Source organism: Nonomuraea zeae (genome assembly GCF_005889725.1).
GTDB classification, from domain to species: domain Bacteria; phylum Actinomycetota; class Actinomycetes; order Streptosporangiales; family Streptosporangiaceae; genus Nonomuraea; species Nonomuraea zeae.
Window position 1 is genome coordinate 22821 of sequence record NZ_VCKX01000018.1, and the last position, 18576, is coordinate 41396.

General features: G+C 73.4%; 17 protein-coding genes. 10 read left to right on the forward strand and 7 right to left on the reverse strand.

Annotated elements, in window-relative coordinates; genetic code table 11:
- Positions 1 to 4: 4 nt before the first annotated feature.
- Positions 5 to 430, reverse strand: coding sequence for an STAS domain-containing protein (locus ETD85_RS08600; RefSeq protein ID WP_170246569.1), 426 nt, complete (start codon positions 428 to 430; stop codon positions 5 to 7).
- Between the two features lie 208 nt (positions 431 to 638).
- Positions 639 to 1319 (reverse strand): cation efflux transmembrane domain-containing protein, encoded by a 681-nt coding sequence (locus ETD85_RS08605; RefSeq protein WP_138689080.1) that lies wholly within the window; start codon positions 1317 to 1319, stop codon positions 639 to 641.
- A 259-nt stretch (positions 1320 to 1578) separates the two neighbouring features.
- Between ETD85_RS08605 and ETD85_RS08610 the strand changes: the two genes are divergently transcribed.
- From ETD85_RS08610 to ETD85_RS08635, 9 genes are all read left to right on the forward strand, one after another.
- A complete protein-coding gene (locus ETD85_RS08610; protein WP_240779035.1) occupies positions 1579 to 3477 on the forward strand; it encodes an ABC transporter ATP-binding protein in 1899 nt (632 codons plus the stop codon).
- 310 nt (positions 3478 to 3787) lie between these two features.
- Complete coding sequence (gene lanL / locus ETD85_RS08615; protein ID WP_138689082.1) at positions 3788 to 6733, forward strand: class IV lanthionine synthetase LanL; 2946 nt, start codon at positions 3788 to 3790, stop codon at positions 6731 to 6733.
- A complete protein-coding gene (locus ETD85_RS08620) occupies positions 6730 to 8535 on the forward strand; it encodes an alpha/beta hydrolase family protein (RefSeq protein ID WP_138689083.1) in 1806 nt (601 codons plus the stop codon). The genes lanL and ETD85_RS08620 overlap by 4 nt, the downstream gene beginning before the upstream one ends.
- 104 nt (positions 8536 to 8639) lie before the next feature.
- Entirely contained in the window at positions 8640 to 8759 is a 120-nt protein-coding gene (locus tag ETD85_RS64550; protein ID WP_206058191.1) for an ALQxL family class IV lanthipeptide, read from the forward strand.
- A 59-nt stretch (positions 8760 to 8818) separates the two neighbouring features.
- Positions 8819 to 8935 (forward strand): ALQxL family class IV lanthipeptide, encoded by a 117-nt coding sequence (locus ETD85_RS64555; protein ID WP_206058192.1) that lies wholly within the window; start codon positions 8819 to 8821, stop codon positions 8933 to 8935.
- A 55-nt stretch (positions 8936 to 8990) separates the two neighbouring features.
- Positions 8991 to 9125 carry an ALQxL family class IV lanthipeptide gene (locus ETD85_RS64560; RefSeq protein ID WP_206058193.1) on the forward strand — a complete coding sequence of 45 codons (135 nt, stop codon included), beginning with the start codon at positions 8991 to 8993 and terminating at the stop codon, positions 9123 to 9125.
- Between the two features lie 127 nt (positions 9126 to 9252).
- Positions 9253 to 11007, forward strand: coding sequence for an ABC transporter ATP-binding protein (locus tag ETD85_RS08625; RefSeq protein ID WP_138689084.1), 1755 nt, complete (start codon positions 9253 to 9255; stop codon positions 11005 to 11007).
- Positions 10989 to 12812, forward strand: a complete 1824-nt coding sequence (locus ETD85_RS08630) for an ATP-binding cassette domain-containing protein (RefSeq protein ID WP_240779036.1) — start codon at positions 10989 to 10991, stop codon at positions 12810 to 12812. The genes ETD85_RS08625 and ETD85_RS08630 overlap by 19 nt, the downstream gene beginning before the upstream one ends.
- A gap of 11 nt (positions 12813 to 12823) precedes the next feature.
- Positions 12824 to 13963, forward strand: coding sequence for a radical SAM protein (locus ETD85_RS08635; protein WP_138689085.1), 1140 nt, complete (start codon positions 12824 to 12826; stop codon positions 13961 to 13963).
- On the opposite strand, the gene ETD85_RS08640 is transcribed toward ETD85_RS08635, so the two are convergent.
- The 5 genes from ETD85_RS08640 to ETD85_RS08660 form a co-directional block, all read right to left on the reverse strand.
- Positions 13924 to 14271 carry a hypothetical protein gene (locus ETD85_RS08640; protein WP_138689086.1) on the reverse strand — a complete coding sequence of 116 codons (348 nt, stop codon included), beginning with the start codon at positions 14269 to 14271 and terminating at the stop codon, positions 13924 to 13926. The genes ETD85_RS08635 and ETD85_RS08640 overlap by 40 nt on opposite strands.
- Positions 14272 to 14341: 70 nt before the next feature.
- Positions 14342 to 14950 carry a response regulator transcription factor gene (locus tag ETD85_RS08645; protein WP_138689127.1) on the reverse strand — a complete coding sequence of 203 codons (609 nt, stop codon included), beginning with the start codon at positions 14948 to 14950 and terminating at the stop codon, positions 14342 to 14344.
- 2 nt (positions 14951 to 14952) lie between these two features.
- A complete protein-coding gene (locus tag ETD85_RS66720) occupies positions 14953 to 16182 on the reverse strand; it encodes a sensor histidine kinase (RefSeq protein WP_138689087.1) in 1230 nt (409 codons plus the stop codon).
- A complete protein-coding gene (locus ETD85_RS08655; RefSeq protein WP_170246570.1) occupies positions 16163 to 16852 on the reverse strand; it encodes an ABC transporter permease in 690 nt (229 codons plus the stop codon). The genes ETD85_RS66720 and ETD85_RS08655 overlap by 20 nt, the downstream gene beginning before the upstream one ends.
- An 11-nt stretch (positions 16853 to 16863) precedes the next feature.
- Positions 16864 to 17760, reverse strand: coding sequence for an ABC transporter ATP-binding protein (locus ETD85_RS08660; RefSeq protein WP_138689089.1), 897 nt, complete (start codon positions 17758 to 17760; stop codon positions 16864 to 16866).
- Positions 17761 to 17941: 181 nt separating this feature from the next.
- Between ETD85_RS08660 and ETD85_RS08665 the strand changes: the two genes are divergently transcribed.
- Positions 17942 to 18508 carry an RICIN domain-containing protein gene (locus tag ETD85_RS08665; RefSeq protein ID WP_138689090.1) on the forward strand — a complete coding sequence of 189 codons (567 nt, stop codon included), beginning with the start codon at positions 17942 to 17944 and terminating at the stop codon, positions 18506 to 18508.
- The last annotated feature ends 68 nt before the right edge of the window (positions 18509 to 18576 follow it).

The window sequence follows — 18576 nt, forward strand, 5'->3', positions numbered from 1 at the left end:
GTCGTCAGGGAAGCTGTTGCAGCCCCAGCCCGCTGGCCACGCGCACCTTCTCCTCCGGCGCGCTGGGCCGGGAGATCTGGGCTTCGCGGAGTGCGGCGACCACCGCCTGCTCCACGGTCGCGTGCACCCGCAGGACGCTCTGCGCCTGGGTGGTCTCCAGGAAGCGGGCGAGGACCGGATGCGGTGCGCCGAGCTGCAGGCTGCCGCCGTGCTGGCGGGCGAAGGCATGGGTGTTGAGCAGGACGCGGAGCCCGGCGCTGCCCAGGAAGCGCACCTCGCTGAGGTCGATCACCATGTGCTCGCCGGGTAGCTGGCGGCATTGGCGCAGATAGCCGTCGAGCTGGCCTGCGTTCGTCTCGTCGACTTCACCGGCTACGGAGATCACGGTAACGCCCGGCAGCCTTTGCGAGGCGAATGTCAAACCTGGCATAAACGCTCCACCAATCCGACTCGAAAGACGGTGGCACGGGCAACGGCTTGCCTTGAGTCGCATGGTAGCGCGGGAGTCGCGCGCGGCATAAGGCGAGCGAGCCACTCTTTACAAGCGGTTCTACTCAAAACGCGGCGTGCTGTCGATTCCCGTGTCCCCATCTGACGCCGGCGGCCAAACACGTTAATTCTGGGAAAGAAGGTGGAATCTATCTCACTTCTCCATCGAGTGCCGATGGGCAGCAGCCGTCACACGCGTCGGCGGCGGCCGGCACGGGGCAGCAGGAGTCCCCCCGCCACGCCTCGCGGCCCTCCTTGACCGCGACGGCGGCGATGACCAGGGCGGCGATCGGGTCCGCCCAGGACCAGCCGAACAGGCTGTTGAGCGCCAGCCCCGCCAGCAGCACCCCGGACAGGTAGGTGCACAGGAGGGTCTGCTTGGAGTCGGCCACCGCGGAGGCCGAGCCCAGCTCACGACCCGCGCGGCGCTGCGCGTACGACAGGAACGGCATGATCGCCAGGGAGAGGGCGGCCAGCACCAGGCCGGGCGTGGACGGCTCGGCCTCCCCGGCGCCGAGCAGGGAGCGTACGGAGTCGAAGGTGACGTAGGCGGCCAGCGCGAAGAAGGAGATCGCGATGACGCGCAGCGCCGCCCGCTCCCGGCGCTCGTGGTCGGCCGAGGCGAACTGCCAGGCCACCGCCAGGGCCGAGGCGACCTCGACCACCGAGTCCAGGCCGAAGCCGATCAGCGCGGCGGAGGAGGCGACGGTGCCGGCGGTGATGGCGACGACGGCCTCGATCACGTTGTAGGCGATGGTCGCCGCGACCAGCAGGCGGATCCGGCGTCGCAGGACGTCGCGCCGGGCCGGCGCCGGGATGGTCGCCGTCATGACGCGGCCGTCGCCGGTGAGCTCCGCACGGCGCGGCAGCGGCTCACTCGCCGGCCACTGTCTGAATACATCGCCATATAGCGATAATAGCTCGGATGCGGGATGTGTCCATATCGGGGACCGGCTGCCGGGGCCGCGCCTCGATCGCGGCGGGCGGCCGCTCTGAGTCCGTCCTCGACTCGTCGTCAGGAAAATCGTTGGCTCGGCCCCGCACCGCTACGGCACCATGGCCACGGCGGTGTCGGCATCGGGAGGGGCGGTGGCCGTGCTGGGATCACGCGAGGGCTCCGCAGACGGCTCATCTGCGCGGAAATCGGCAGTCGGGCTGGCGCTGCGCTACTACTGGGGCGAGCTGAGACGCCAGTGGGTGATCGCCGTGCCCGCGCTGACGGCGCCGGCGCTGGGCAACATCTGCCTGTTCTACCTGGCGCCGCTGGCGGTGGCCGGGCTCGTCGGGCACCTGGCCGCCGGTGGTGACGGCTCCGTCGCCGCGCTGCTGCCCTACGTGCTCGGGTTCGGCGGGTTGCTGCTGGCGGGCGAGGTGCTGTGGCGGATCGGCCTGCACTTCCTGAACCGTACGGACGCCCGCGGCATCGAGCGGCTCGGCGTGCTGGGCATGGACGAGCTCCTGACCAAGGACGCCGCGTTCTTCCACGACAACTTCGCCGGGTCGCTGACCAAGCGGGTGCTGAGCTTCTCCTCCAGGTTCGAGGAGTTCGCCGACACGCTCACCTTCTCGATCATGGCCAAGGTCGTGCCGCTGACCTTCGCCTCCGTGGTGCTGTGGCAGTACCACCCGCTGCTGGTCCTGGTCCTCGTGGGCCTGATCCTCGTCACCGGCTTCCTCGTCGCCCCGCTCATCCGCCGCCGCCAGCGGCTGGTCGAGGAGCGCGAGGCGGCCAAGGTGCTGGTGTCGGGCCACGTCGCAGACGTGCTGACCAACATGGAGACCGTGCGCGCGTTCGCCGCCGAGGACCGCGAGGCCACCGAACACCGCGCCAGGGTCGCCGAGCAGCAGCGGCTGTCGCTGCGCTCGTGGGACTACGGCAACCTCCGGGTGGACACCGTCGTCGCCCCGATCTCGGTCCTCACCAGCGCCGTGGGCCTGCTCCTCGCCGTCGCGCTCAGGGGCGGTCTGGGCGTGGAGGCCATCGTGGTCACGTTCACCTACTACTCGAACACGATCAGCATCATGTTCGAGTTCAACCAGATCTACCGGCGCATGGAGAGCGTGCTCACCGAGGCCGCCCAGTTCACCGAGCTGCTGCTGGTGCCGCCCACCGTGGTGGACCCGCCCGACCCGCAGCCGCTGCGCCCGGCCGACGCGGGCGTCCGCTTCGAGCGGGTGCGCTTCGCCTACGCCGACGGCCCGCCCCTGTTCGACGGCCTGGACCTGGACATCCCCAGCGGCACCAAGATCGGTCTGGTCGGCCAGTCAGGCGGCGGCAAGAGCACGCTCACCCGGCTGCTGCTGCGGCTCATGGACATCGACGACGGCCGGATCCTGGTCGGCGGCCAGGACATCAGCCGCCTGCGACAGGCCGACCTGCGCGGGCTGATCGCGTACGTGCCGCAGGATCCGGCCATGTTCCACCGGACGGTGCGCGACAACATCGCCTTCGCCCGGCCGGGCGCCACCGAGGCCGAGATCCTGCGGGCCGCGCGGGCGGCGCACGTCACGGAGTTCGTCGAGTCGCTGCCGGACGGGTTCGACACGCTGGTCGGCGAGCGGGGCATCAAGCTCTCCGGCGGCCAGCGGCAGCGCCTCGCGCTGGCGCGCGCGATCCTGCGCGACGCCCCGATCCTGCTGCTGGACGAGGCGACCAGCGCCCTCGACTCCGAGAGCGAGCTGCTCGTGCAGGAGGCCCTGTGGCACCTGATGCAGGACCGCACCGCGCTCGTGGTGGCCCACCGGCTGAGCACCGTCGTACGGATGGACCGCCTCGTCGTGCTCAACCGGGGGCGCGTCGTGGAGCAGGGCACCCACGGCGACCTGCTCCAGGCCGACGGCACCTACGCCCGGCTCTGGCGCCACCAGTCCGGCGGCTTCCTGATCGAGGACGACGCAGAGGACGACGCCGACGCGGAGGACGACGCCGGCGTAGAGGACGACGCCAACGTGGAGGACGACGAAACCTCCAGCGCGTTGCACCGCTGAGCTGCCGGTAAATTCGCGGGCCTGTGTGAGCTTCGCGGGGAATGCCATTCTTCGGCCGCCGGCGAAAATCAGGTCCGAATAACGCGGTGTCCAGCAGTTATGGAAATGAGGTCCGCCCGGCCTGGCTCCGAGCAAGACATCTCCAACTTGGCTCCCATTCCGGTCCAAGACGACTGCAAGTCGCGCTGCCTATACCTGAGAGCGTTCAGCCAACGGGGTGCGGGCTCGACGGTGAGGCAGCGGGTTCGCGCTGATTCCCCGGCCCGCGCTGATCGTCCGGCGAGATGAAGAAGCTTCAGGGGGTTTCGGCGTGGACGCGCGCAAGGAGCGTGAAGACCAGACCGGCATGGACCGGCACGTGCTGGAGGACATCGCCAAGGCGGCCGTGGCACGGGTGGGCCGGGCGGCGGCCGATGAGGCGGCCGGCGAGGGTGCCGCGGCCGAGGACGGCTCCTGGGAGCTGCGCACCCGCAGGCCGTGGACGTACGTGACACCGGCCGGCGTGGCCCGCAGGGACCAGGGCTGGAAGCTGCACGTCTCGGCGACGCCGCTGTCGGCCCCGGTGGTGCTGGCCCGCGTGGTGGAGGTGCTGGTGCGGCGGCGCTGCTCGTTCAAGTTCGCCGCGACGCTGGCCGAGCTGTCCGGCCTGGTGTCCAGGGAGCAGGACCGGGGGTCTGTGGGCAAGTTCATCACCGTCTACCCGGCCGACGACCAGGCGGCCACCGCGATCGCCGCGGAGCTGCACGCGGCCACCCTGGGCCTGCCCGGGCCGCCCATCCTGTCCGATCGCGTCTACCGGCCGGGCAGCCTGGTCCACTACCGCTACGGGGTGTTCTCCGCGCCGTCCGTCCTGGACAACGACGGCTCCTACGCCTCGCGGCTGACCGCCCCCGACGGCACGCAGGTGACCGACAAGCGCAACGCCTGGTACTCCCCGCCCTCGTGGGCGCCCTGCCCCTTCGAGTCGGGTCAGGCCCCGGTACGGGTGTCCGCGCCGGCGGCGGTGCTGCTGGCCGACAGGTTCGTGGTGCGCCAGGCCGTCCGGCACAACGCCAAGGGCGGCGTCTACCTGGCCGAGGACCGCCACACCGGCGGGCAGGTGATCATCAAGCAGGCCCGGCCCCACGTGGGCGCCAGGCTGAGCGGCCGGGACGAGCGCGACGCGCTGCGGCACGAGTGGCGGATGCTCGACCTGTTCGGCCCGCTCGGCGTCACCGCGCGCAGGGTGCTGCTCTTCGACAAGGACGACAACCTGTTCCTGGCCCAGGAGCGGCTGGAGGGGACCGTGCTGTCCGCCTGGGCGGGCGAGCGCAAGGCGGAGGGCACGGACCCGCACTGGCGGGAAACGGTGCTGGCCCTGGCCCGCCGCCTGGCCGAGCTGGTCGCGACCGTGCACGAGCAGGGCTACATCGTGCGCGACCTGACCCCGAACAACGTCATCGTCACCGGGGACGGCGACTGCCGGCTGATCGACCTGGAGACCGCGGCCAAGCCCGGCACCCTGATCGGGCGGACCCACACTCCCGGGTACGCGCCCCCGGAGCAGGAGCAGGCGCCCGCCCATGGCCCCTGCCCCGGCGTCGAGGCGGACCTGTACGCCCTGGGCGCGACGGTGTTCTACCTGGTGACCGCGTGCCAGCCGATGCTGGTGGCCGATCAGGCCGGCCAGGGCAGGTCGTGGGACTCCCGGGTGCGTAGGCTGGTCGGCGTGGCCGCCGCGGGCGATCCCGTGGCGACCGAGCTGGCGCCCCTGATCCTGGGGCTGATGGCCGAGGACCCCGCCCGGCGGTGGGACCTGGCCAGAGCCCGCGAGTTCCTGTCCGGCCTGGCGACGCCCGATCAGGCGGGGGCAACCGCGCTCGGCCTGGCGGCATCCGACGAGGCCGTGGCCGCTCACCGGCTCGGCCCGGCGGTGCCTGATGGGGCCGGGGCCGCTCGCTGGCTCGGCCCGGCGGTGCCCGATGAGGCCGGGCCCGCTCACCGGCCTGACGCGGCGGTGCCCGGTGGGGCCGCGCTCGGCCCGGTCGAGCAGGACCGGTTGCTGCGCGACGGCCTGACGTACACGCTGCGCACCATGTCCGCGGGCAGCGGCGGCGCGCGGCTGTGGCCCGCCATCGGGTACGGCGCCAACGCCGACCCCTGCGGCGTGCAGTACGGCGCGGCCGGCGTGCTCGACATGATGGCCTCCCTGCTGGGGCCCGAGGCCACGCACCTGCCGCAGGACCTGCGCGCCCACCTCACGACCGGTCTGCGCGACGGCGCGAGCTGGATGATCCGCCGCCTCGCGAGCGAGCACCGCCCCTCACCGGGCCTGTACTTCGGCCGGGCCGGCATGGCCTGGGCCCTGCACGCGGCGGGCGCGGCGCTGGACGACCACGACGTGCGCTCGGCGGGCCTCGACCTCGCTCTCGGCCTGCCCGTCAGCTGGCCGAACCCGGACATCTGCCATGGCCTGGCCGGTACGGGGACGGCGCTGCTGCACCTGTGGCACGCCACCGGCGACCCGGCGTTCCGCGACCGGGCGAGCGCGTGCGCCGACGAGCTGCTCGCCGTCGCGCGGCGCACCCCGGACACGGTGCTGTGGACCATTCCCAAGGATTTCGACTCCGGGCTGGCGGGCGTGACGCACTACGGTTTCGCGCACGGCGTCGCCGGGATCGGGGCGTACCTGCTGGCGGCCGGCGTCGCGCTCGGCCGGGAGGACTGCCTGGAGACGGCCGTCACCGCCGGCCGCACCCTGATGGACGCGGCCGACTACCACGGCGAGGCGGCCTGGTGGGGTGAGGGCCCGCACGGCGGGGCGAAGATGCCCCACTGGTGCAACGGATCCTCCGGGATCGGCACGTTCCTGGTGCGGCTGCACGCGACCACCGGCGACCGGCAGGCGCTGGAGGTGGCCAGGGCCGCCGCCGCGGCCGTGCACGGCCACCGGCTGCGCTCCGGCACCGCCGCCTGCCACGGCCTGGCCGGAGACGGGCAGTTCCTGCTGGACCTGGCCGAGCTGGCCGGCGAGCCGGTCTACCGGGAGCAGGCCGAGGAGCTGGCCGCCGTGCTGTGGGCGCGTGCCACCCTGCGCGACGGGCTGCTCGTGGTGCCCGACGAGAACGCGCTCGACGTGACGTTCGGCTGGAACACCGGCCTGGCCGGCGTGCTCGCCTTCCTGCTGCGGCTGCGCCACGGCGGCGCCCGTCCCTGGATGGCCGACGCCCCGATCCTCGCGCCCAGGGCGCTCGCGACCGCAGGCGGCCGGGCATGACGAGCATCCCGACCACCATGGAGATCAGGCGGATCAGCTTCCGGTTCTCCGGCAACGGGCACTACGCCACCTGCCTGGCCGCGTACGGACAGGACCGGCTCATGCCCGAGCTGTGGGACCTCACCGGACCCGCGCCGCGGCCACGCCTGCTGCCCACCAGGGACGGCGAGAGCGCCTGGACGCTCCCGCTGCCGACCGGGGCCGGCGACGTGCTGCTGTGCCGCCACGGCAGGGGTTCCGCGCGGCTGCTGCTCGCCGTGCCGGGAGCGGACGGCGCGGCGGAGGAGTACGAGCTGCTCGCGCTGCGCGGCAAGGGGCTCAGGCTCATCGCCGGCGGCGCGCCGGGCACCACCGCCCTGCTGTTCGAGAGCGGCGAGAACGGGCGCACCACGGTGTGGCGGGTGTCCGGGCGCGCCGAACGCCCCGAGCCGGTCGCCGAGCTGGCCGGTGCGGCCGGCGGCGGGGTCTGGCTCGACGACGCCGGCCGGCGGCTCGCGCTGGCCCGCCCGGAGCCCGGCTCCGGCGGCCCGCTCGTCCTCGATCTCGCCACCGGTCTCTCCGCGCCGCTCGACGGGCTCGCGGACGACGAGCACCTGCTCATGGCGGCGCCCCACACCGGCGTGCTGCTCACCGCGGCCCGGCGGAATGGCACGTTCCAACTCGGCGTACGGCACCGCGACGACCCGGCGCCGACGGCGTTCCCCGAGCGGCTGAACCGTATCGAGGGCACCGTCGCGCCGCTGGCCCTCGATCCTGAGGGACGGCGCCTGGCACTCTCTGCCGTCCGCCGCAGCCGCTCCCACCTGCTGCTGCACGACCTCGCGGCGGACACCACCGTCGAGGCCGCGCTGCCGGCCGGGACGCTGCAGCAGCTGGCGCGCTGGACCCCCGGCAGGCTGCACCTGCTGCACAGCACACCGGACCGCCCGCTCGGCGTGGTCACCCTGTCCGGCGAGACCGCGCCGGAGACGCCGGAGACGCCGGAGAGCCGGTGGGCTTCGGCCAGGACGGTGGACTTCGCGGGTCCGGCCGGGCCGATCGAGGCCATCGTGTACGGCGATCCGGTGGCGAGCGAGCAGCTGGTCGTGGCGCTGCACGGCGGCCCGGAGGCCGCCTGGCACTTCGGGTTCGAGCCGCTGTTCCAGCGGATGGCCGCGGCGGGCATGGCGGTGGTCGCGCCCAACCAGCGGGGAAGCACCGGCTACGGCGCCGCGCACCGCGACGCCATCCGCGACGCGTGGGGCGGCCCCGACCTCGCGGACGTCCTCCACCTGGGACGTACGCTGGCCGGCGCGCGCGGCCCCGGCCGCCGACGGCCCATGCTGTACGGCATCAGCTACGGCGCCTACCTGGCCCTGCTGGCCGCCGCCGCGGAGCCGGACCGGTGGGACCGCGCCGCCGTCGTGGCCCCGTTCCTGTCGGGCAGGGAGCTCTACCAGGACGGACCGTCCGGCGTGCGCACGCTGCTCGACCGGCTCGGCGGACGCACCGAGCTCCACGACGGGCTCGGCCCGCGCGACCTGGCCAGGCTGGCGGACCGGATGCGCCTGCCGATCATGATCGTGCACGGCCTGCAGGACTCGACCATCCCGGTCGCCCACTCCAGGCGGCTGCACGAGCGGCTGCTGGCGGCCGGTCACCCGGTGGAGCCCGTCTACCTGGAGATCGCATCGGCCGACCACGACCCCATGGCCTCCAGCGAGGGACACCTGGTCACGAGCCGGCTCATCGCCTTCCTGAGCGAAGGCGTCACGCGGACCGCGCGGACCGCAGGACACCTCGCGTCGTCACTGCCCGCCTAGCGCGGGCTCACAGACTCCGGCCCGATCGCCGTCGGCGCGGGCCGGCGCACGAAGCCGCCTGGAACCGGGCGGCCCGACCTGGAAATCACGAAAGGAGAACCGTCATGGAGCTCGACATCAACGCCCTGGACATGCTCCCGGCCGCCGACGAGTCGTCCCTGTGGCCTTGCCTCATCACCTGTGAGGTCAAGACCTGCAAGGACAGCTGCTGGATCACCATCTGACCGAGTCACCGACACCGCCACGGTAGCCACCGGGCGGAGGAACAAAAAGGAGAAACACCATGGAAATCGACGTCAAGGCTCTCGACATGCTCCCCGCCGACGAGGAGTCCTCGCTGCGGTCCTGCTGGGTCACGTGCTTCGTCTCGTGCAACTACAGCTGCCTCGTCACCATCTGACGCAGTCCCCGTTATCGCCCCGGCAGTGACCGGGGCGGTGGAGAAGGAGAACTCAATGGAACTCGACGTCAAGGCGCTGGACATGCTCCCGGCCGCCGAAGAGTCCTGGCTGTGGCCCTGCACGCTCACTTGCTTCGGCATGACGTGCGAGGGCGATGAGACCTGTTTCATCACCCTCAGCCTGTCCTAGTCCCCGGTCGGCCGATCGGCTCGCTCCACAGAGGCCGATCGGCCCCACCTGACAGAGATCCGGCCGATCGGCCCAACCGTAGAGACCCGGCTGATCGGCCTCACCCCCGTAGAGATGGAGAGAAAGGATGTCAGATCCCGTGTCGGGCACCGCCGGAGAGCAGGTGACGCACAGGCACGGCGACCGCCTTCTCGCCTCCCTCGCCCGGCGGGCCTGGCGGCCGCTGGCCGTGGTCGCCGCAGGGACCGCCGCCGGCTCGGCCGCGACCCTGGCCATGCCCGCGCTGCTGGCCGCCGCGGTGGACGGCGTGCTCTCGGGCCAGGACGTCCTCCCCGCGGCGGCGCTGCTGGCCCTGGTCCTGGCCGTGCTCACCCTCGCCGACCTGGCGCGCGCCATCGCGGGCGCCGCCTCCAACGCCTCCGGCACCGCGGCGCTGCGCCTGCGGTTCACCGACCACCTGCTGCGCCTGGGGGCCGGCGAGGCCCGCAGGTTCCCGGCCGGGGAGCTGGCCAACCGGCTGGTGAGCAACACCGCCACCGCCGGGCACGTCCCGCTGACCCTGCTGGACACCGTCGCCGCGCTCGTCACCGCGGTGGGCGGGATCACCGCGCTCTTCCTCATCGACTGGCGGACCGGGGTCGCCTTCGTGGCCGGCGTGCCCGTGGCGCTGGCCGTCATCCTCTTCTTCGTCACCCGGATGTCCGGGCTGTACGACCGCTACCAGGAGGCGCAGGGCCGGCTCGCCGCGCGTCTCACCGACACCCTGGCGGGCATCCGTACGGTGCGCGCCTCGGGCACCGCCGGCCGCGAGATCGACCGCGTGCTCGCCCCGCTGCCCGCGCTCTCCGAGGCCGGGCACGCCCTGTGGCGGACCCAGGCCCGCGGCGTGTGGCGGATCGGCCTGGTGCTGCCGCTCATCGAGGTGGCGGTGCTCGCCGTGGCGGGCCTCGGCGTCGTGGACGGCCGCCTGGCCCCCGGGCAACTGCTGGCCGTGGCCGCCTACGCCGCGCTGGGCCTGTCGTTCATCGAGCAGGTCGACACCGCGATGAGCGTGGCCCAGGCCCGCTCGGCGGCCCGCCGCCTCTGCCAGGTGCTGGCGCTGCCCGCGCAGGTCCCCGGCACGCGCCCGGCGCCCGACGGCCCGGGGGCGCTGTCGTTCCGCGGCGTCACCGTGACGCGGGACGGCGCCCGGCTGCTCGACGACCTCGACCTGGACATCCCCGCAGGACTGCTGACCGCCGTCGTCGGGCCGTCCGGCGCGGGCAAGACGACGCTGGCCATGGTGGCGGGCCGGCTGCTCGACCCCGACCGCGGGCAGGTGTCGCTCGACGGCCGGGCGCTGGCCGAGATCGCCTCCTTGACCGACGTCGTCGCCTACGCCTTCGAACGTCCCGCGCTCCTCGGCGGTGACCTCGCCGCCGCCATCGCCTACGGCCGGCCGGGGACCGGCCGCGCGGCCGTGCGGGAGGCCGCCGCCGCGGCCCGCGTGGACGACGTCATCCGCCGGCTGCCGAAGGGGTACGACACCCCGGCGGACGGCGTGCCCCTGTCCGGCGGCGAGCTCCAGCGGCTCGGCCTGGCCCGCGCACTCGTCCGGCACGCCCGGGTGACCGTGCTCGACGACGCCACCTCCAGCCTCGACACCGCGACGGAAGCCCAGGTGACCCGCGCGCTCGTGGACGGGATGCGCGGACGGACCCGCCTGGTCATCGCACATCGGGTGACCACCGCCGCCCGCGCCGACCTGGTCGTCTGGCTGGAGAACGGCCGGGTCCGCGCGCGGGGCACGCACCAGGAGCTCTGGACCGACCCGGCCTACCGCGCGCTGTTCGCCACCCTGCCGACCGTTGGGGAGGAAGAGCCGTGTCCGGTGCTGCTCTGACCCGCTCGCCCGCTGCCTCTCAGCCCGCTGGCCCTCCGCCTGCTGCCCCGCTGCTCGCCGGGCCCCGCGTGCTCAGCGCGCCGCGCCTGCTGCTGGCGTTGCTCCGGCCGCGCAGGCGCCCGCTGGCCGTGGTCCTGGCGCTGTCCGCCGTCGAATCGGCGCCGGTGCTGCTGTCCGGGCTGCTCATCGCCGCCGCCGTGGACCACGGCTTCCTGGCCGGCCGGCCGGGCACCGGCCTCGCCCTGCTCGGCCTGCTGGCCGTGGTGATGGCGGTCAAGGCGGTGGCCACCCGGCTGATGCTGCCCGTCCTGGCCGAGGTCGTCGAGCCGTTGCGGGACGACCTCGTACGGGCCGTGGTCACCGCGACCGTGACCCGCGCCGCAGGCGGCGCGGAAGCACCCGACACCGCCGCGGTCAACCGGCTCACCGCGCAGGTCGAATCGGTGCGGAACCTGGTGTCCGTCCTGCTGCGCAGCAGCCGCCAGCTCGGCATGTCGCTGATCGCCGCGCTGGCCGGCCTGCTGGCCCTGTCGCCGCTGGTCGCCGCGATTGCCGTGGGGCCCGTGCTGCTGGCGCTGGCGGTGTTCGCCTGGCTGCTGCCCACGCTGACGAACCGGCAGCGCGGCCAGATCCTGGCCGACGAGCGGCTCACGGCCGAGGTCACCCCGATCCTGGCCGGGCTGCGCGACGTCGCCGCCTGCGGGGCCCGCGACCAGGCCCGCGCGACGGTGGACGCCGCCGTCTCCGCGCAGGTGGTGGCCACCATGTCCATGGCCTGGGCGGGAACGGGACGGCGGCTGATCGTCACGCTCGGCGTCCACGTCCCGCTGCTCGTCCTGCTGCTCGCCGCCCGGCCGCTGGCCGAGGGCGGGCACCTGAGCGCGGGCGAGGTCATCGGCGCGGTGACCTACCTGGCCACCGGGCTCGACCCGGCCCTGCGCATGCTCGTCAGCACGGTCGGCGGCTGGGGCGTGGCCCTGCTCGTCGTACTGCGCAGGATCGCCGAATCCATCACCGTGCCGGCCGCCCCGCAGGACGGGACCAGGCAAAACCCCGTCGGGTACGGCCTGCGCGCCGAACGGCTGACCTTCGGCTACGCGCCCGAGGCGACGCCGGTCGTCCGTGACCTCGAACTCGCGATCCCCGAAGGGGCGCACCTGGCCGTGGTCGGCCCGAGCGGCGCCGGCAAGTCCACCCTGTCGATGCTGCTCACCGGGCTCCTGCCGGCCACCGGCGGCCGGATACTGCTCGACGGGCGCCCGCTCGGCGAGTGCGCCGCCAGGACGGTGATCGCGCTCGTGCCGCAGGAGGCGTACGTCTTCACCGGCACGGTCCGCGAGAACCTGGGCTATCTCAGCGCGGAGCACCCGCAGGGCGGCGACACGCGGCTGCGCGCGTCGGCCGCCGCCGTGGGCGCCCTGCCGCTGGTCGACCGGCTCGGCGGGCTCGACGCGGTCATCGAGGAGCCCGCCTCGCTCTCGGCTGGGGAGAAGCAGCTCGTCGCGCTGGCCCGCGTCCACGCCTCGCCGGCCAGGATCGTCGTGCTGGACGAGGCCACGTGTCACCTCGACCCGGCCGCCGAGCAGCGCGCCGAAGAGGCGTTCGCCAGGCGCGACGGCACGCTCGTCGTCATCGCGCATCGCATCAGCTCCGCCATGAGAGCGGAGCGCGTCCTGCTGATGGACGGCAGCACCACGATCGCCGGAACGCATCAGGACCTGCTCACCCGATCACCCCTGTACACCGACCTGGTCGGCCACTGGCGAGGCGGCGCCCGTCATCCGAGCTCGGAAAGGACCCAGTAATGAGCACCGTCATGAGTGCGAGCACCGCGAAGGGCCCCAGCGACGTCGTCTGGGACGTCACCTACGCCTGCCCGCTGCGCTGCGTGCACTGCTACTCCGAGTCGGGCCGGCGCCCGGCCCGGCAGCTCGGCCACGAGGAGCTGCTCGCGGTCGCCGACGCGATCGTCTCCCTGCGCCCGCGGGCGGTGGAGTTCGCCGGTGGCGAGCCGCTGCTGGTCAGAAGCCTCATCGAGGTCGCCGGGCGGATCAGGGCGGCGGGGGTCGCGGTCAACCTCTACACCGGCGGATGGACGCTCGACCGCCGCGCGGCCGAGGCGGCGGCCGGCGTCTTCTCCCGGATCACGGTGAGCGTCGACGGCGCGAGCGCCGAGGTGCACGACCGGATCCGCGGGCGGGCCGGCTCGTTCCAGCGGGCGATGAACGCGCTGTCCCTCCTGGACGGCCTCTCCGAGGAGCGGGTGGCGAGCGGCCTCGACCCGGTCGAGTTCGGGGTCGACTACGCGGTCCTGCGCTCCAACCGCCACCAGCTGGAGGAGTTCTGCCGCACGGTCGCACCCCGCTTCCGGCACCTGCGCTTCCTCACCTTCGCCGCGGCGGTGCCGTCGGGGCTGGCGAGCCGGCAGGGGTTCGCCGAGCACGAGCTGCTGAGCTTCGACCAGCTCCGTGCGCTGGCGAGCGACGAGGAACGGCTGCGGGCCCTCGCGCCCGGCTCCGTACGGGTCGGGACGTCGGACAACATGGTGCTGATGATGCATCCGAACTTCCTGCGGCGCCACGGCTTCCCGTTGCTGCAGGTGGAGCCGGACGGGGAGGTCCGGGCGATGCCGATCTACGAGGGCACCGTCGGCAGCCTCCTCACGGAAGACGCCGGCACGCTGTGGCAGCGTGCCGGCGAGAGGTGGAATGATCCCGTGGTGGTGGAGGCCCTGTCGGCGGTCCGTTCGATGGAGGACTGGGCGGAGGCGACCCGGCGCATCGACTATCACTTCGGCACCGACGAGGTCCGCCGCCGCATCGACCGCCGCCCGCCCTACGCGGCGCCCGCCGCTGGGCCTGCTGTCGCGTCCGCCGCTGGGCCCGCTGGTGTGCCCGTGCACCGGCCTGAGCGGAGTCAGGATCTGGTGACGGTGACGCCGCCGATGAGGCCGTAGGCGCGGACGCGGATGACCGGGCCGGTGGCGGACGGCGAGCCGGCCTCGACCCGGCGGCCGCCGAAGAGGTGGAAGCCCTCGACCCGGACGTCGGCCTCGGCGGGGACGCGTAGCATCACGCCGCCGATGAGCGAGACCTTCGTCAGCGTCGACTCGGGAGCGAGCTCCGCGTCGGCGAGGTCGAGGTGGGCGCCGCCGACGGGGGTGAGGACGACGGTGCTTCCCGACAGACGGCCGGCCCGCTGCTTGAGGCCGCCGATGAGGGAGAGGTGCCAGTCGGTCTGCTGCGGAGAAGTGGTGTTCGTCATGACATTTACGCTACGGGGCCCCAGGTCAGGCGGTAAGTGTCGTCCATCGCGACCTGATCCATGACGATCGTCATACCAGCCAGCCCTTGGCGCGCGCGATCTCGATGGCCTCGGCACGGGTGCGCGCACCGAGCTTCTGGATGGCCGCAGACAGGTGGTTGCGCACGGTGCCCGCGGACAGGTGCAGGCCCTTGGCGATCTCGGCGATGGTCCCGTGGCCGCCGGCCGCGGCCAGCACCTCGGTCTCGCGCGGGGTGAGCGGGGAGGAGCCCTCGCTGAGCGCGGCGATGGCCAGCGCGGGATCGACCACCCGCTGCCCGGCGACGACCTTGCGGATGGCCTGGGCCAGCTCGGTGGCGGGCGCGTCCTTGAGCAGGAAGCCGGTGGCGCCGGCGGCCAGGGCGGCGTGCAGGTAGCCGGTGCGCCCGAACGTGGTCAGGATCATCACCCGGGTGCCGGGCGCCTCGGCCTGGAGCCGGCGGGCCGCCTCCAGGCCGTCGATGCCCGGCATCTCGATGTCGAGCAGCGCCACGTCGGGCCGGAACGCCTGGCAGGCCCCCACGACCTCGTCACCGCGGCCCACGTCGCCCACGACCTCGATGTCGGGCTCCAGCGACAGCAGCGCGGCCATCGCGCCGCGGAACATCGTCTGGTCCTCGGCCAGCAGCACACGGATCATCCTCACGCCTCCAGGGGTATTCGCACGGCCAGCCGGAAGCCGCCCTCGGCGGGCCTGCCGACCTCGATGCGGCCACCGAGAGCGGCGGCCCGTTCGCTCAGCCCGGTCAGCCCGTTGCCCCCAGCACCGCCCCCAGCACCGCCTCCGGGACCGCTGCCAAGGCTGCCGGAGTCGCTGCCGGGGCCGCTGTCTGGGACATTGCCCGGGTCGGCGGGTCCCTGGCCGTCGTCGCGGATCTCCACGCTCACCGTCCGCTCGTCCTGCCGCAGCGTGATCCAGCAGTGCGTGGCCGCGCTGTGCCGGAGCACGTTGGTCACACCCTCGCGTACGGTCCACGCCAGGAGGGACTCCACGGGGACGGGCAGGTCCCAGTCGTCGGGCATGAGCACCGTGCACTCGATCTCGGCCGAGCGGGCGGCGGACTCCGCCCCGGCGATCTCGGCCGCGAGCGTCGGCCGCCGGTAGTCGGTGACGGCCTGCCGGATCTCGGCCAGGGCCCGGCGTACGACGCCCTCGACGTCGTCGAGCTCGGCCACGGCCCGCTCGGGCGCGGCGGGGACCAGCCTGCGGGCCAGCTCGGTCTTGACCACGACCACCGAGAGGCTGTGCCCGACCAGGTCGTGCAGGTCACGGGCGATGCGGTTGCGCTCTTCGACCACCGCCAGCCGGGCCAGCTCCCGCCGGGTCTCCCGCAGCTCCTCCACCAGGTCGGAGGTGCGCCGCGTCTGCACCGCGAAGACGCCGGGCAGCACCACGAACGCCGTCAGCGCCGCGGCCGGGCCCACCTCCAGGCCGTGCCCGACGGCGATCGCCCCCGCCACCACCGACACCCCCGCGATGTGGGCGCCGGCCCTGGGCAGGCGGCTCCATCCGCAGGCGGTGGTCACCCAGGTCACCGCGGCGGCCCACGGCCAGCCGCCCCAGACCTCCAGCGCCAGCGCCGCCACCACCAGCACCGCGTAGACCTTGGGGAACCGCGGGGAGCCGCGTTGCGCCAGGACCCGGCCGCTCACCCCGAGAGCCGAGACCGCCACCGCGCCCGCCACGGCCAGCGCCGTCTGCCAGGGCGGCGGGTGCTGGGCCGCGAAGTACAGCACCGCCCATCCCGTCGCCGCCAGCATGATCAAGGAGCGGGTCAGGTTGCGTAAGTCCCAGACCCGCTCCACGGCAGAAGACCCGGCGGGCTCCTCCCGCCGGGTCTCCGAGCCGTCGTCAGCGTGCGCCGGACTCACGCCGCCACCGCATCAGCACCGCGCCCGCGCCCAGCACGGTCCACCCGGCCAGGACGGCCAGTCCCGTGGCGCCGGGCGCGCGCCCGTCCAGGACGGAGAATCCCGCCTGGGCGAGAGAGTAGGTGGGCACGTAGTGCCGCACGCTCTCCAGCACCCCGGGCAGCGCGCCGGACCCGACCAGCCCGCCCACCGCGGCCAGGGCGAAGAACACCACCACGATGCCCACCTGCGCGCTCTTGCCCCGCATCGTCAGCCCGAGCAGCAGGCCGAGCAGCGCGAAGGGCAGCGAGCCGGCCAGCATCAGCAGGAGCAGGGCGGCCCACCGCCCGGCGTCGAGCCGGACGTCTCCCGCGAAGACGGCCGCGAGCGACACTCCGGCCACCCCCGGCACGATCATCAGCACGCCTTGCACGATCTTCCCGGCCAGCCACTGGGCGTCGGCCAGCGGAGTGAGCTTGAGCTGACGCAGCCAGCCGCGTGCGCGATCCTCGGCCACGCCGCCGCCCGACCCGATCAGACCGCCGCCCGCCGCGGCGTACACGGCCATCGCCACCATCGCGGGGGCCGCGCCCGCGCCCCTTCCGTAGGCCAGGTAGAGGCCGACAGGGGTGACCACGAGGAACACGAGGTATTTGACGTTGCGCAGAGCCCGCACGACTTCGAAGCGCACGAAACTGAACATTACGCGACCTGCTTCCCAGAGGTAAGAGTGATCAGTGCTTCTTCGAGGTCGGCCCCGGAGACCCGCAGGTCCCGCACGCCGCCGACGGATCCGTAGAGCGCGGCGACGGTGCCGTCCGCGTCGTCGGTGCGGATCGTGACGTCGCGGCCGTGCACGCCGACGTCCCGGACACCGGGCAGGGCCAGCAGCCGGCTGGGCTCGGGGGCGTCCAGCACGCACCGCACGGTCCGGCCGCCCACCATCGCCTTGATCGTCGAGGGGGTGCCCTCTGCCACGACCGTGCCGTGGGCCAGCACGATCACCCGGTCGGCGAAGGCGTCCGCCTCGTCCAGGTAGTGGGTGGCGAACACCGTGGTGGTGCCGGCCTGCCGTACCGACGTCCAGAAGGCCCGCCGCGACGCGGCGTCCATGGCCACCGTGGGCTCGTCCAGGAACAGCAGCTCCGGCCGTCCCGCCAGGGCCATCGCGAAGCGCACCCGCTGGGCCTGCCCCCCGGACAGCGCGTCGCCCCTGCGCCGGGCCACCTCGTCCAGCCCGGCCATCTCCAGCACCTCGCCGACCGTGCGCCGGGCGCCGTACAGGCGGACCGCGAGAGCGACGACGTCGCGGACGGTGGCGTCGGATGGCAGCCCGCCGGACTGCGGCATCGCGCCCACCCGCCCGGCGGCGACCGCGCCGGCGGGGCTGTCGTCGAGCACGCGGATCCGGCCCTGGTCGGGCCGCCGCAGCCCCAGCATCAGGTCCACCGCGGTGGACTTGCCCGCCCCGTTCGGCCCGAGCAGCGCGACGCACTCCCCGCGGCCGACCTCGAACGTGACGTCATCGAGCGCCTGTACGCGGCCGTAGCGCTTGCTCACGCCCTGGAAGGCGATGGCCGCTGACGTGGTGTTCTTCATGCCAATGACGCTACGGACGAGATTGCTGCCGGATAAGTGGAGCTCGTCCCGACTTCACCCATGACGACCGTCACCCCTGGCGGCGGCGGGCGTGTCACCGCGGCGTCATAGCCGGGTCAACGGGCCTCCGTACCGTCCTGGTGAACTCCCGACGATCAAACGATCAGAGAGGAAACACCAGATGAGACGCATCATCGCGGCACTGGCGCTCGTCATCGGAACCCTGGCCGTCTGGCCGTCCGCGCCCGCGCAGGCCGTGGACTACTTCCAGTTCCGCAACGTGGCGATGGGGAACTGCCTGACCCTCGTCGGATCCGCCGCCCACGACAGGGCCTGGATCGGGCACTATCCCTGCGACGGCTCCGACGGCCAGAAGTGGCGGCTGGAGAACCTGGGGCTTGTCGAGGTCTGCGTTCAGGACGACCCGCTGTTCAGGTTCTGCGCCGAGTTCAAGAAGGTGGAGGGCTATCGCATCCACAGCAAGGTGACCGACAAGTGCGTCGACCTGTCGGACCGCAGCATCAGCAGCGGCACCCGCGTCCACCAGTACTCGTGCTACGACACCAACTCCCAGCAGTGGTACTTCAAGCCGAACGACGACGGCAGCCAGTCGATCATGAGCGTCCGGGCGCAGAACCAGCGGGCCAAGCAGGTGGCGATGGAGCCGCGCTACGACGATCCGAACAAGGCGCAGATCTGGACCTTCAACGGCACCGCGCTCCAGACGTGGGAGCGGATCGCCGGCTGACCGGTCCCCGCAGCCGGCGGCCCGGTGCGCGCCGGGGGAGGCCACGAGCCTGCCCCGGCGCGTCGCCG

Excerpts from the sequence above, each read along its gene's own strand:
- ETD85_RS08600 (WP_170246569.1), bottom strand. The coding sequence starts at position 430 with ATGCCAGGTTTGACATTCGCCTCGCAAAGGCTGCCGGGCGTTACCGTG.
- ETD85_RS08605 (WP_138689080.1), bottom strand. The coding sequence starts at position 1,319 with ATGACGGCGACCATCCCGGCGCCGGCCCGGCGCGACGTCCTGCGACGC.
- ETD85_RS08620 (WP_138689083.1), top strand. The coding sequence starts at position 6,730 with ATGACGAGCATCCCGACCACCATGGAGATCAGGCGGATCAGCTTCCGG.
- ETD85_RS64550 (WP_206058191.1), top strand. The coding sequence starts at position 8,640 with ATGGAGCTCGACATCAACGCCCTGGACATGCTCCCGGCCGCCGACGAG.
- ETD85_RS64555 (WP_206058192.1), top strand. The coding sequence starts at position 8,819 with ATGGAAATCGACGTCAAGGCTCTCGACATGCTCCCCGCCGACGAGGAG.
- ETD85_RS64560 (WP_206058193.1), top strand. The coding sequence starts at position 8,991 with ATGGAACTCGACGTCAAGGCGCTGGACATGCTCCCGGCCGCCGAAGAG.
- ETD85_RS08625 (WP_138689084.1), top strand. The coding sequence starts at position 9,253 with ATGTCAGATCCCGTGTCGGGCACCGCCGGAGAGCAGGTGACGCACAGG.
- ETD85_RS08635 (WP_138689085.1), top strand. The coding sequence starts at position 12,824 with ATGAGTGCGAGCACCGCGAAGGGCCCCAGCGACGTCGTCTGGGACGTC.
- ETD85_RS08640 (WP_138689086.1), bottom strand. The coding sequence starts at position 14,271 with ATGACGAACACCACTTCTCCGCAGCAGACCGACTGGCACCTCTCCCTC.
- ETD85_RS08645 (WP_138689127.1), bottom strand. The coding sequence starts at position 14,950 with ATGATCCGTGTGCTGCTGGCCGAGGACCAGACGATGTTCCGCGGCGCG.
- ETD85_RS08660 (WP_138689089.1), bottom strand. The coding sequence starts at position 17,760 with ATGAAGAACACCACGTCAGCGGCCATCGCCTTCCAGGGCGTGAGCAAG.
- ETD85_RS08665 (WP_138689090.1), top strand. The coding sequence starts at position 17,942 with ATGAGACGCATCATCGCGGCACTGGCGCTCGTCATCGGAACCCTGGCC.